The organism is Pigmentiphaga humi (assembly GCF_900606115.1).
Taxonomy (GTDB): Bacteria; Pseudomonadota; Gammaproteobacteria; order Burkholderiales; family Burkholderiaceae_B; genus Pigmentiphaga; species Pigmentiphaga humi.
Genome location: NZ_UWPJ01000008.1, coordinates 57,472 through 69,654, shown reverse-complemented (window position 1 = coordinate 69,654; position 12,183 = coordinate 57,472). Strand labels below are relative to the sequence as shown.

11 protein-coding genes are annotated in these 12,183 nt (G+C 69.1%); 4 read left to right on the top strand and 7 right to left on the bottom strand.

Annotation, left to right across the window (positions count from 1 at the left end; genetic code table 11):
- Positions 1-4: 4 nt before the first annotated feature.
- Positions 5-1,321 (top strand): signal recognition particle-docking protein FtsY, encoded by a 1,317-nt coding sequence (gene ftsY, locus PIGHUM_RS04015; RefSeq protein ID WP_124077966.1) that lies wholly within the window; start codon positions 5-7, stop codon positions 1,319-1,321.
- Between the two features lie 35 nt (positions 1,322-1,356).
- On the opposite strand, the gene PIGHUM_RS04010 is transcribed toward ftsY, so the two are convergent.
- The 7 genes from PIGHUM_RS04010 to PIGHUM_RS03980 all read right to left on the bottom strand — a co-directional run bounded on the left by PIGHUM_RS04010 (position 1,357) and on the right by PIGHUM_RS03980 (position 8,746).
- Positions 1,357-2,307, bottom strand: coding sequence for a M14 family metallopeptidase (locus PIGHUM_RS04010; RefSeq protein ID WP_124077965.1), 951 nt, complete (start codon positions 2,305-2,307; stop codon positions 1,357-1,359).
- 3 nt (positions 2,308-2,310) lie between these two features.
- The gene (locus PIGHUM_RS04005; protein WP_124077964.1) at positions 2,311-3,297 is read right to left on the bottom strand and encodes a Bug family tripartite tricarboxylate transporter substrate binding protein; all 987 of its coding nucleotides are present in this window, start codon (positions 3,295-3,297) and stop codon (positions 2,311-2,313) included.
- Positions 3,298-3,502: 205 nt separating this feature from the next.
- Complete coding sequence (locus PIGHUM_RS04000; RefSeq protein ID WP_124077963.1) at positions 3,503-4,414, bottom strand: LysR family transcriptional regulator; 912 nt, start codon at positions 4,412-4,414, stop codon at positions 3,503-3,505.
- A gap of 91 nt (positions 4,415-4,505) precedes the next feature.
- Positions 4,506-5,246, bottom strand: a complete 741-nt coding sequence (locus PIGHUM_RS03995) for an amino acid ABC transporter ATP-binding protein (protein ID WP_124077962.1) — start codon at positions 5,244-5,246, stop codon at positions 4,506-4,508.
- Positions 5,247-5,356: 110 nt separating this feature from the next.
- The gene (locus PIGHUM_RS03990) at positions 5,357-6,418 is read right to left on the bottom strand and encodes an amino acid ABC transporter permease (RefSeq protein ID WP_425466672.1); all 1,062 of its coding nucleotides are present in this window, start codon (positions 6,416-6,418) and stop codon (positions 5,357-5,359) included.
- A gap of 143 nt (positions 6,419-6,561) precedes the next feature.
- Complete coding sequence (locus PIGHUM_RS03985; RefSeq protein ID WP_124077960.1) at positions 6,562-7,719, bottom strand: amino acid ABC transporter permease; 1,158 nt, start codon at positions 7,717-7,719, stop codon at positions 6,562-6,564.
- Positions 7,720-7,726: 7 nt separating this feature from the next.
- Positions 7,727-8,746: an amino acid ABC transporter substrate-binding protein gene (locus PIGHUM_RS03980; RefSeq protein WP_124077959.1), complete on the bottom strand. Its 1,020-nt coding sequence runs from the start codon at positions 8,744-8,746 to the stop codon at positions 7,727-7,729.
- Between the two features lie 179 nt (positions 8,747-8,925).
- On the opposite strand from PIGHUM_RS03980, the gene PIGHUM_RS03975 reads away from it, so the two are divergent.
- From PIGHUM_RS03975 to PIGHUM_RS03965, 3 genes are all read left to right on the top strand, one after another.
- A complete protein-coding gene (locus PIGHUM_RS03975) occupies positions 8,926-9,621 on the top strand; it encodes a cell division ATP-binding protein FtsE (protein ID WP_124077958.1) in 696 nt (231 codons plus the stop codon).
- Positions 9,618-10,523 carry a cell division protein FtsX gene (locus PIGHUM_RS03970; protein ID WP_124077957.1) on the top strand — a complete coding sequence of 302 codons (906 nt, stop codon included), beginning with the start codon at positions 9,618-9,620 and terminating at the stop codon, positions 10,521-10,523. Before PIGHUM_RS03975 ends, PIGHUM_RS03970 begins: the two co-directional genes overlap by 4 nt.
- 96 nt (positions 10,524-10,619) lie before the next feature.
- Positions 10,620-12,182, top strand: coding sequence for a CYTH and CHAD domain-containing protein (locus PIGHUM_RS03965; protein WP_124077956.1), 1,563 nt, complete (start codon positions 10,620-10,622; stop codon positions 12,180-12,182).
- The last annotated feature ends 1 nt before the right edge of the window (position 12,183 follow it).

Genomic DNA, 12,183 nt, shown 5'->3' with positions numbered 1-12,183 from the left:
TTCCATGTTCAGTTTCTTCAAGAAAAAAGCGCCGCCTCCTCCCGAACCGCCGCGCGCGCCGGAGCCGGCCGGCCAGCCGCCGCGCGACGAGGCCGTGCCCGTGCCGGCCGCGCCCGAACGCGGACAACTGCCCTCCGCGCCGGCGCCCGCCGCACCACCATCGCCGGCCGGCGCTGCCGTGGCGCGGCAGGCTCCCGCTCCGGCCGCGCCCGCTGAGGAGTCCCCGGCAGCGATATCCGCGCCCGTCGCCGCGGAGTCCGTCCCGCAGCCGGCGGCGCCGCCCGAGGCCGCACGCCCGGACACGGCCGCGCCGGTGGCGCCTCCCGCCGCGCCGGTCACCCCGGCACCCGCACCTGCACCCGCACCCGCACCCGCACCCGCTCCGGCCCCGGCCCCGGCCCCGGCGGCCAAGTCCTCCTGGCTCGCCCGGCTCAAGACCGGCCTGTCGCGCACCGGCCAGAGCCTGACTTCGCTGTTCGTCGGGGTCAAGGTCGACGAGGATTTGTTCGAAGAGCTCGAAACCGCGCTCATCATGGCCGATACCGGCGTGGACGCCGCGCAATCGCTGCTCAAGGGCCTGCGCGAGCGGGTCAGGCAGGAACGCATCGAGGACGGCGACCGCGTGCGCCAGGTGTTGCGCGAGCTGCTGGCGGCCCATCTGAAGCCGCTGGAGCGCCACTTCGATCTGGACCGCCCCGCGCCCATCGTCGCCATGATCGCGGGCGTCAACGGCGCCGGCAAGACCACCTCCATCGGCAAGCTCGCCAAGACTTTCCAGTTGCGGGACCGCCGCGTCCTGCTGGCTGCCGGCGATACCTTCCGCGCCGCCGCGCGCGAACAGTTGATGGAATGGGGCCGGCGCAACGACGTGACGGTGATCGCGCAGGAGGGCGGCGATCCGGCCGCCGTGGCTTTCGACGCCGTCAAGTCGGGCCAGGCCCGCGGCATGGGCGTCGTCATGGTCGATACCGCCGGCCGCCTGCCCACGCAGCTGCACCTGATGGAAGAGGTCAGGAAGATCAAGCGTGTGATCGCCAAGGCCGACCCGTCGTCGCCGCACGAAGTGCTGCTGGTGATCGACGGCAACACCGGACAGAACGCGCTGGCCCAGATCAAGGCCTTCGACGAAGCGCTCGGCCTGACCGGCCTGATCGTCACCAAGCTGGACGGTACTGCCAAGGGCGGCATCCTGGCCGCCGTGGCCTCGGGCGCGCAGGGCGTGCGGCCGGTGCCTGTTTATTGGATCGGCGTGGGCGAAGGGATCGACGATCTGCAGCCTTTCGTGGCGGACGAGTTCGCCGGGGCGCTGCTGGGGAGTTGAGCCGGGCAGGCGCACGCCTGCCCGCAGGATGCTGCTCAGGCCACCCGTTTGGCCAGCCGCACCACCGTCACTCCAGGCACCAGCTGTCGCAGCGAAGGCATGACCAGCGTGCAATGATCATAGGGCGTGGTGATGGGCCGGCCGTCCTGCCAGCCGATCACGGTGCCGGCCTTTTCCAGCTCCTCCAGGCCCTGCCAGGGCTCGGAGAAGCGGAAGTCCCTGCTCTGCGCGACCACCGGTTCGGTAACCTGGATGGCCAGTTGGGTGCCGGGCTTGGGCATGAACCACTCCTGGCGCAGGTCGCCGGCATCGACGATACCGGAGGCGAGCAGGAAGCGCGCAACTTGGTCGGTGGCAACCGCCCGGCTTTCCAGCGCGCCGTGATAGCCGCATTCGATCAGCAGCGAGCGGGTGCCGTTGTCCGCCATTTCTCCGAAGCGGCCGTAATCGCGCATGCGCACGCCGTCCTTGTGCCCGGCATCGACGATGATGTGCTGCGGCGCGCCCAGGTCGCGCGCCAGCGCGAGGTTGCGCGGCTGCATGCCGGTCAGCGACAGCGGCGCGCAGGGCTCGTGCATGGAATGCAGGTCGAGCAGCCAGTCGGCTTTGCGCACCCAGGGCAGCAGTTCGGCGGCGCGCCGGCTTTCGCGCGAGGCCGGGGCGGCCAGCTTCTCGTCGCTCCAGACGCGGTTCATGTCCTCGTCCAGGTAGCGCGACCTGTCGTGGCGCGCGGCATCGAAGCTGTCGAAGGCCGCCAGGTTGCAGAACGCCAGTGTCAGCGTGCCGCGGCGGGGGCGCAGGCCGGCTTCCAGCACGGTTTTGACGGCCCAGGCGCCGCACAGCTCGTTGCCGTGGATCAGCGAGGTGACCAGTACGTTGCGGCCCGGCGCATCGGCACGGAAGTGCCAGACGCCTTCGGTGCCGGTGTTGCCGGCACGCAATGCGGACAGGTCCGGAAGCGGCAGAAGGAATTCATGGCCCGACATCGCCTATCCTTCGATCTTCGCGAATTCGACGATGCGCCGGTACTTGGCCGTCTCGGCCGCCTGGAACTCGGAGAGGTCGATGCCCGGGTCGGCCACCGTCGAGCCCGATTCTTCCATCTTGGCGCGGAACTCGGGTGCCTGCAGGACCTTGGCCAGAGCGGTGCGCAGCTTGCCGGTCAGGGCCGCGGGCATGCCGGCCGGACCGTACAGCGCGAACCAGACGTTCATGTCCACGTCCTTCAGGCCGGCGGCTTCGGCGAAGGTGGGGATCTGGGGGGCCATCGCGCTGCGGCTCTTCTGCAGCAGGCCGAGCGGCACCAGCTTGCCGGCGCGGATATTGGGCAAGGCGCTGGACAGCACGAACACGCCGTACTGCAGTTGGCCACCCAGCAAGTCGCTGGTCAGCGGCGCTACGCCGCGGTAGGGAACGTGCACCAGCTCCAGGCCGGCGGCCTTCTTCAGGCTTTCGCCGCCCAGGTGCAGGGACGTACCCACGCCGGACGAGCCGAAGCTGGATTGGCCGGGGTTGGCGCGCACGCTGGACAGGAAATCGGGGATGGTCTTCACGTCCGAAGCAGCCGAGGTCACCATGACCAGCGGCTGGGTGCTGACCAGGCCGACGGGGGTGAAGTCCTTCAGGCCGTCGTACTTGATTGCCTTGTTGATCAGGCGCGCGATGGCCATTTCGTTGGAGGCGCCCAGCAGCAGCGTGTAGCCGTCCGGCGCGGCCTTGGCCACGCGCTGCGCGCCGATCGCGCCGCCGGCTCCGCCGACGTTCTCGATGATGACGTGTTCACCGATCTGCTTGGACAGTTCGGCGCCGACCAGGCGGGCGGTCAGGTCGGTGCTGCCGCCGGCGGGATAGCCGACCACCAGCGTGATGGGGCGGCTGGGGTAGTCGGTCTGGGCGTGGAGCAGGGGCGAGGCGCCGAGCGTGGCGGCGGCGGTGGCCAGGAGCAGTACACGGCGGGAGAGCGAGGACGAAGTCATGGCGGTCTCGGACTGGGTTGTTGAAATGCAATCGTCACGCAGACCACTCGTTCCAAGGTGCCTATGCAGCACATGTATGTGCCAATTCAGTTTTTGTGTGGTTCGAGAAAACCGTGCTACAGCATGGTTTTCCTGCTGATTTGGAAAAAATTACTGACAGGAATTCAGGGTTTACCCGAGAGGTAGCGGGGGAGCGCAGCGCCGTTCAGCGCGCAAATTCCGTGGCTGCCCAGACGGCCTCGACCACGTCGGCCTGGCGCGCGCGCGGCCGATACAGCCGGACCTCGAAGGGGACTTCGTCGCTGCGGCCGCCCAGGACCACCATGTTGCGGCGCTGGCAATCCGCCGCGACCACCGACCAGGGCAGCCAGGCCACGCCCAGGCCCTTCTTGACGAATTCATAGACCGCATCGGCCGAGTCGCAGCGCAGGAAGACGTTCATGCCCGCCAGCGGATTGCGCTCGAAATGCTCGCTCAGCAGCCGCTCCATCGACAGGCCGATGCCGTAGGCGATCAGCGGCGTCGCGTCGTTGCCCCCGATCAGGCTGTAGCGCGGCCTGCCCTGGGCGTCGGCCACGCTGACCGGCACCAGCTTCTCGGTGGACAGGGTGAGATGCCGGTAGCGGTGGCCGTTCAGCGGTATGGACAAGGCGCGGTGCTCGTAGCAGCACAGCATGTCCACCTTGCTTTGTTCGAGCATGATAGACAGGTCGGCCGTCGAACCGGTGACGACGTCGATCTGCGCACGTCCGCGCACCGGGCTGCGCGGCATGTGGGTGATGCGCGCGAGCCAGTCGGCCACCAGCGTGCGCGCCAGCGTGCGGCCCGTGCCGATGCGCAGGCTCAGGCCTTGCCGGGCGCCGTGGCGCTGGACCTGCGAGCGGGCATTGGCGACGTTCTCGACCGTGCGCTCGGCCGTCTTGAGCATGACCTCGCCTTCGGGCGTGAACTGCACCGGCGTGCGGTTGCGCTCGACCAGTGGCGCGCCCGCCCAGATTTCCAGGGCGCGGATGCGCCTGCCGAATGCAGGATGGGTCACGTGCCGCATTTCCGCGGCGCGAACGAAACTCTGCGTGCGAGCCAGCGCGATGAGGTCTTCGAATAACTTGAGGTCCATGTCGCCCTGATTCTACCGGCTGGCGGTGGGACCGCCCGCGACCTTTCTCAACCGTAACAATTCACGCCCGCAGCCTGCGCGCCCCGCTGCCTCAGTGCAGGATCTGGCTCAGGAACAGCCGCGTGCGCTCGTGGCGGGGGTGCGAAAAGAATTCTTCCGGGGCGGCCTGTTCGACGATCTGCCCCTGGTCCATGAAGATCACGCGGTTCGCCACCTGGCGCGCAAAGCCCATTTCATGCGTGACGCACAGCATGGTGATGCCGGTATCGGCCAGCGTCGTCATGACGTCGAGCACTTCCTTGACCATTTCCGGATCCAGCGCGGAGGTGGGCTCGTCGAACAGGATGATCTTGGGCGACATGCACAGCGAGCGGGCGATGGCCACGCGCTGCTGCTGGCCGCCGGAAAGCTGGCCGGGGTATTTGTGGGCCTGGTCGGGTATGCGCACGCGTTCGAGGAAACGCATGGCGGTGGCCTGCGCCTCGGCCGGCGGCTGCTTGAGCACCCAGATCGGCCCCAGCGTCAGGTTCTCCAGCACCGTCAGGTGGGGGAACAGGTTGAAATGCTGGAACACCATGCCGACCTCGCGGCGGATGGCCTCGATGTTCTTGAGGTCGGCGGTCAGTTCGATGCCGTCCACGACGATGCGGCCCTGCTGGTGTTCTTCCAGGCGGTTGATGCAGCGGATCAGCGTCGATTTGCCCGAGCCCGACGGGCCGCAGACGACCACGCGCTCGCCGCGCGCCACGCGCAGGTCGATGCCGCGCAGCGCCTGGTAGCTGCCGAACCACTTGCCGACGTCCTGCATCTCGATGATGGGATCTGGGGACATGTCTTTCCTTGGAGCGGCGCCGTCCGCGCGCATTGATGCATCCTCCCGTCGCTGCGCGGCATCCTCCCCGAGGGAGGACGCGAGCCCTTCGGGCGGCCGGGCGGGCGCGCTCATCGTTCGCGCCCCGTGCGCAGCTGCCGCTCCAGCGACTGGCTGTAGCGCGACATCGCATAGCAGAACACGAAATAGATGGCGGCGATGAAGAGATAGGCCTCCACCGAGTAGCCCGGCCACGCCGCGTCCGCGAGCGAGGCCTTGGCCGATTGGGTGAGGTCGAACAGGCCGATGATCACGACTAGCGACGTGTCCTTGAAGACCAGGATGAACATGCTGACCAGCGGCGCGATGATGATCTTGAGCGCCTGCGGCAGCACGATCAGCCGCATTTGCTGCCAGTAGCTCAGGCCGAGCGAGTCCGCGCCTTCGTATTGTCCCTTGGGAATGGCCTGCAGGCCGCCGCGCACCAGTTCGGCCAGGTAGGCGGCCGCGAACAGGATGATGGCGATCTGCGCGCGCAGCAGCTTGTCCATGCTCCATCCCTCGGGCAGGAACAGCGGCAGCATGACCGAGGACATGAACAGCAGGCTGATCAGCGGCACCCCGCGCACCAGTTCGATGTAGACCACGCACAGCGCCTTGATGGCCGGCAGGCGCGACCGCCGGCCCAGCGCCAGCAGCACGCCGAGCGGGAAGGCCAGCCCCATGCCGAAAGTGGCCAGGATCAGCGTCAGCGGCAGGCCGCCCCAGCGCTCGTTCTCCACGTAGCTGAGCCCCAGCACGCCGCCCCACATCAGCACCCCGGTCGCCGTCAGCGCCACTGCCCAGACGAGCGCCAGCCAGCGGTTCCAGAAGCGCCGCATGCAGCTCGCCACCACCGCGCCGATCAGCAGCACGCTGGCCACCAGCGGCCGCCACTGCTCGTCGTAGGGATAGAGCCCGAACAGGATGAGCCGGTGCTTTTCGGCGATGAATGCCCAGCAGGCCCCGCCGGCATCGCGGCAGGCCTGCGCCGATTCCGCCGAGAACGTCGCCCGCAGCACGCCCCAGTCCACCAGCGCCGGCACCACCATCAGCAGCAGCCACGCCGCCAGCAGCGTGAGCACGATATTCAAAGGGGACGAGAACAGGACCCCCCCTATGCGCTTCGCGCGCCCAGCATGATGAACCCCCAGCCGCTGCGCGGCAGCCCCCCGAGGGGGCCTGGGCCCGCCTTGGGGCGGCCCGGCGCCGGGCCCAGGGGGCGGCGCTGGCGGACCGGCGGAGCCGGATCCGCGGCGCCCTGGCTCGGGGGTATTGTCGACCGGAGACGCCGGGCTCATTGGCGTTCCACGAACGCCATGCGGCGGTTGTAGAAGTTGATCAGGACGGAGATGGTCAGGCTGATCGCCAGGTAGACGGCCATGATGATCAGCACGCCTTCGATCGCCTGGCCGGTCTGGTTCAGGGTGGTGTTGGCGATGGAGACGATGTCCGGGTAGCCGATCGCCACCGCCAGCGAACTGTTCTTGGTCAGGTTCAAATACTGGCTGGTCAGCGGCGGGATGATGACGCGCAAGGCCTGCGGCAGCACGACCTGCCGCAGCACGGCGCGCCGCGGCAGGCCGAGCGACTCGGCTGCTTCCCACTGGCCGCGGTCCACGGACTGGATGCCGGCGCGCACCACTTCGGCGATGAAGGCGCCGGTATAGATCACCAGTCCGAACAGCAGCGCGGTGTACTCCGGCGTGAGCGTGGTGCCGCCGACGAAGCCGAAACCCTGCAGGCGCGGCACGTCGAAGGCGGTGGGCGCGCCCCCTGCCAGCCAGCCGGCCAGCGGCAGGCCGACGAGCAGGCCGGCGCTGGTCCAGCCCAGCGGACGCGCCTGGCCGCCGCTGTGCCGCTTGCGGCGCGCCAGGTGCGCGAGCAGCAGCGAGAGCGCCGCGGCCAGCAGCAGGCCGAGCCCGGCCAGGTCGAACCCGAGGCTGTCGGCCGGCAGCGGGAGCTTGATGCCGCGGTTGGAGACGAATATGCCGGGCAGCAGCTGGATGGCCTGGCGCGCCGGCGGCAGGGTTTCGGTGATCAGCGCATACCAGAGGAACAGCTGCAGAAGCAGCGGCGTGTTGCGCATCAGCTCGACATAGGCGGCGGCGAGCCGCGCCACCGGCCAGTTGCGCGACAGCCGCGCGATCCCCATGAGCGTGCCCAGCACCGTGGCCAGCACGATGCCGACCGCCGCCACGCGCAAAGTGTTCAGCAGCCCGACCAGTAGCGCGCGGCCGTAGGTGTCCTGCGGTTCGTAGGCGATGGGGCTTTCGCCGATGGCGAAGCCGGCCTCGCGGCCGAGAAAGCCGAAGCCCGAGGCGATGTTGCGCGCCGCGAGGTTGGCCAGGGTGTTGGACACCAGGAACCAGGCGACGGCCGCCACGGCGGCGACCGCCATGGCCTGGTAGGCGGCGGAACGGACGGAGGGGTTGCTCCAGCTCAGGCGGGCCATGCGCGCATCAGCGGATGGGCAGTGCGTACATCAGGCCGCCTTTGGTCCACAATGCGTTGGCGCCGCGCTGCATCTTCAGCGGGCTGCCCTGGCCGAGGTTGCGCTCGAAGCTCTCGCCGTAGTTGCCCACCTGCTTGACGATGTTGTAGGCCCACTTTTCGTCGACGCCCAGGTTCTTGCCGGCGCCCGGCGTCACGCCCAGGATGCGCTGCACGTTGGGATTGGGGCTCTTGAGCATCTGGTCGACGTTCTTGGAGGTGATGCCGTACTCCTCGGCCTCGATCATGGCGTTCAGCGTCCACTTGACGATCGCCGCCCATTGCTCGTCGCCTTGCCGCACCATGGGGCCGAGCGGCTCTTTCGAGATCATCTCGGGCAGGACCACGTAATCGTCCGGGTTCGGCAGCTTGGTGGTGCGGATCGCGTTGAGCGCCGAGATGTCGGTGGTATAGGCATCGCAGCGGCCGGCCGCGAAGGCGCGCACCAGTTCGTCGAATTTGTCGATCACCACAGGCTTGAAGCTCAGCTTGCCGGCGCGGAACCAGTCCGCCAGGTTCAGTTCGGTGGTGGTGCCGGGCTGCAGGCAGATCGCCGCGCCGTCGAGCTCCTTGGCGCTCTTGACCCCGATTTTCTTGGCCACCATGATGCCCTGGCCGTCGTAGAAGTTCACGCCCACCCCGGTCAGGCCGAGCGCGGTGTCGCGCTGCAGGGTGATCGAGGTATTGCGCGGCAGGACGTCGATCTCGCCCGACTGCAGCGCGGTGAAACGCTGCTGGGTGTTGAGCGGCGTCAGCCTGGCCTTGGAGGCATCGCCGAACAGCGCTGCGGCCACGGCCTTGCACAGGTCCACGTCCAGGCCGGTCCAGTTGCCCTTGCTGTCGGGGTTGCTGAAGCCCGCGACGCCGGTGGACACGCCGCATTGCACGAAGCCCTTCTTCTTGACCGCATCCAGCGTCGGCCCGGCATGGGCGGCATGGGCGCCGGCCAGCAGCAGGGCGGCGGCGAGCAGGGGTTTCAAAACGTTCATGTCGGATTCCTAGCGCGGGGCCCTGGACTATAACTCCAGGCGGACGGTGGCGGACGAGCCGGTGCGGGCCTGCGGCCGCCCGGCGCCCAGGGAAGGAAACGTACCGTAGCATGTGTTCGATATCATGAAAACCTCGCGCCTGTCGCTACGCCTGCCACCCAGGTTACTATTTCCGCCTCATGATCGAATTCCAGCACGTACATAAAACTTACGGCCGCGGCATCGACACGCTGGCCGACGTGAGCTTCGGCATTGCCCAGGGCGAGTTCGTCTTCGTGTCCGGTCCTTCCGGCGCCGGCAAGTCCACGCTGCTGAAGCTGATCGCGGGCCTGGACGTGCCCAGCCGTGGCACGGTGCTCGTCAACGGCAAGAACGTCGGCAGGCTGCCCGGGCGCTACCGCCCCTATCTGCGGCGCGCGATCGGCACCATCCTGCAGGACGTGCACCTGCTCAACGACCGCAGCGCCTACGAGAACGTCATGCTGCCGCTGATCGTGACCGGCCATTCGCGCTCGGCCGCCGCCACCCGGGCGCGCGCCGCCATCGAGCGCGTCGGCCTGTCGGGCAAGGAAGCGCTGCGCCCCGAGGAGCTGTCGGGCGGCGACCAGCAGCGCCTGGCGATCGCGCGCGCCATCGTCAACCGGCCGGGCCTGCTCATCGCCGACGAGCCCACCGCCAACCTCGACCGCGACAGCGCCCGCCGCATCGTCGAGGTCTTCCGCGCGTTCAACCGCGTCGGCGTCACCACCATCCTGGCCACGCACGACGAAAGCCTGATTGCCGATTATGCGACGCGGGTGCTGTTCGTCAACGCCGGCAAGGTCACCGACGGCGGCAAGCGCACGCCGCGCCTGGCCGGGGAGGCCGTGCAATGAACCCGCTGATCCGCCAGCACCGCTACGCATTCGGCGTCACGCTGCGCCGCCTGTTCGCCCAGCCCTTCTCGTCGCTGGCCAACATTCTGGTCATCACGCTGGCGCTGGCCATCCCGCTGCTGGGCGCGGCGGCGCTGATGTCGCTGCGGCCCGTGGCCAGCCACCTGGCCGCCGACCCGGAAATGACCGTCTTCATGAAGGTGGACGCCACCTCGGCCGAGACCGATGCGGTCGCCGACCGGATCCGGCGCGACCACGCCGGCGAGATCGAAGACCTGCGCACCGTCCGCCGCGACCGCGCGCTGGCCGATCTCAAGGCCAATCCCGCCTATGCGCAGGCGCTCGCCGTCCTGCCCGACAACCCCCTGCCCGATGCCATCGTCGTGACGTTGAAGGGCGAAGACCTCGCCAAGCGTTCGGAGAAGCTCGCCGCCATCTGGAAGACCTGGACCAAGGTCGATCTGGTGCAAGTGGACAGCGCCTGGGTGCAGCGCCTGGAAGCGATCCTGCGCTTCGCCCGCGCGGCGCTGCTGTTCCTGGCGGTGGTGGTGGCCGTGGCGGTGCTGGCCGCGGTGTTCAACACCGTGCGCATGCAGGCGCTCGCCCAGCGCGAGGAAATCGGCGTGGCCCGCCTGGTGGGCGCGACCGAATCCTTCGTGCGGCGGCCCTTTCTTTACCTGGGCGCGGTCAGCTGCGCCGCCGCCGCGCTGGCGGCGATCGGGCTGGTGGCGGTCGTGCTCGACCCGCTCAACGCCGCCCTGGCGGACCTGGCCCGCAGCTACGGGACCGAATTCGCGCTGCGCCTGCCGCAGTGGGAATGGCTCGCAGCCTTCGTCGTGGGCGTGGCGCTGCTGGGCGCGCTCTCGGCCAGGTGGTCCGTCACGCGCAACACCCGGTTCTGAGGCCGCGGCGCGCACCGATGACGGTTAGGTGACTTGTAATAATCCAGCGCGGTCGAGCAGGTACGATGGCGGCTTTGCCGCAACTCGGTCGCAGGTATGCTGGAACAAGAACTGAAATTCGCCGTCTCCGCGTCGCTACGCAAGGAGCTCGTCCAGGCGCTGGTCCGTGCGGGGGGAGACAGCCGGGTACATCTGCGGGCCATGTATTTCGACACCCCCGACCGCCAGCTGGCGCGCCAGAAGGCGGCAATCAGGCTGCGGCTGGAGGGGCGCAAGTGGGTGCAGACTTTCAAGATGGCGGGCGCCAACGCCATGACGCGGATCGAGCTCAATCATCCGTGTCCCCGCCGCACCCTCGATCTGTCCGTCTATGCCGGCACGCCCGCCGAAGCGGTGCTGCAGGACGTCCAGGACGAGCTGGCGGTTCGCTATGAAACCGACGTCTGGCGCCGCCGCGCATCGATACGGACACGCTGGGGAAGCGTGGAGATCGCCCATGACGAAGGGGAGATCCGCGCAGGCGAGCTGACGCTGCCCATTCACGAACTGGAATTCGAACTGCTGTCCGGCCAGCCGCGCGCCGTGTTCAGTGCTGCGAGCCGCTGGCTGCGCCAATACGGGCTGGTGCTCGACTTGCGCAGCAAGGCAGAGCGCGGCGATGCCCTGGCCGAGGCGGCGCTGCGCATCGGCCGTGCCGCGCCCGAACAGCAGCAGGCCGCGCGGCGTGCCGAGATCGCGCGCTTCTGGAGCGCGCGAAACGCCGCCAACGTCAAGCTGCCGCACCGTGTCGGCGTGACCCAGGCGAAGCAGGCCGTCACCGACGACTGTTTCGAGCAGATCGCCCGCAACGCCGCGCTGCTGGCCGCGGCCGACATGCCCGACGGCGAACGGCCGGACGGATCCGAGCCGCTGCACCAGCTGCGCGTGGGCATGCGCCGGCTGCGGTCGCTCTGGCTGCTGCTGGAAGGGCGCGCGGAACTGCCGCCCGCCGGACTGAGGCAGGCTGCGCGGGAATACTTCGGCGAATTCGGCCGGATCCGCGACCAGGACGTCATCGGCGAAACCGTGCTGCCGTCGCTCCTGGCCGCGGGCATGCCGCCCTTGCCCGGTCCGGCGCGTGAACAGCGGGATGCGGCCGGGCTGGCCGCCGGCGCCGAGTTCCAGACCTGGCTCTTGCAGCTGCTGGCCTGGAACCTGGGCCTGCGCGACGCGCCGAGCCCGTCCGCCACGGCGCAAGAGCCGGCCGAGGCGCCGCCGCAAGGCGAGGCCCGCAGGCTGGCCGGCGCGGTCACGCCGCGCCTGGACGGCTGGCACAAGCGGCTGGTGCGCGACGGCGCCCGCTTTGCCGGCCTGGACGACGAGCGGCGCCACACGCTGCGCAAGCTGGCCAAGCGCCTGCGCTACGGCCTCGCGCTGGCGGGGACGCTCTACTCCGCGCGCCGCATCCGGCGTTACCGCAAGGCGCTCGCCGCGCTGCAGGACGTTCTCGGGGAAATGAACGACCTGGTCATGGCGCGCGCCCACTATGCCACGCTGACCGAGGCCTATCCCCAGGCCTGGTTCGCGCTGGGCTGGATCGCGGCGCGGCTGCGCGAACTGGAAGAGCAGGCCGGGAGCGCGTTCGCCAGGCTGGGGGAAACGCGGCGGCCGTGGAAGTAGC

What these genes read in the sequence shown, in the direction of transcription:
- PIGHUM_RS03965 (WP_124077956.1), top strand. Translation starts at nt 10,620, where the DNA reads ATGCTGGAACAAGAACTGAAATTCGCCGTCTCCGCGTCGCTACGCAAG.
- ftsY (WP_124077966.1), top strand. Translation starts at nt 5, where the DNA reads ATGTTCAGTTTCTTCAAGAAAAAAGCGCCGCCTCCTCCCGAACCGCCG.
- PIGHUM_RS03975 (WP_124077958.1), top strand. Translation starts at nt 8,926, where the DNA reads ATGATCGAATTCCAGCACGTACATAAAACTTACGGCCGCGGCATCGAC.
- PIGHUM_RS04005 (WP_124077964.1), bottom strand. Translation starts at nt 3,297, where the DNA reads ATGACTTCGTCCTCGCTCTCCCGCCGTGTACTGCTCCTGGCCACCGCC.
- PIGHUM_RS03995 (WP_124077962.1), bottom strand. Translation starts at nt 5,246, where the DNA reads ATGTCCCCAGATCCCATCATCGAGATGCAGGACGTCGGCAAGTGGTTC.
- PIGHUM_RS03970 (WP_124077957.1), top strand. Translation starts at nt 9,618, where the DNA reads ATGAACCCGCTGATCCGCCAGCACCGCTACGCATTCGGCGTCACGCTG.
- PIGHUM_RS03985 (WP_124077960.1), bottom strand. Translation starts at nt 7,719, where the DNA reads ATGGCCCGCCTGAGCTGGAGCAACCCCTCCGTCCGTTCCGCCGCCTAC.
- PIGHUM_RS03980 (WP_124077959.1), bottom strand. Translation starts at nt 8,746, where the DNA reads ATGAACGTTTTGAAACCCCTGCTCGCCGCCGCCCTGCTGCTGGCCGGC.
- PIGHUM_RS04000 (WP_124077963.1), bottom strand. Translation starts at nt 4,414, where the DNA reads ATGGACCTCAAGTTATTCGAAGACCTCATCGCGCTGGCTCGCACGCAG.
- PIGHUM_RS04010 (WP_124077965.1), bottom strand. Translation starts at nt 2,307, where the DNA reads ATGTCGGGCCATGAATTCCTTCTGCCGCTTCCGGACCTGTCCGCATTG.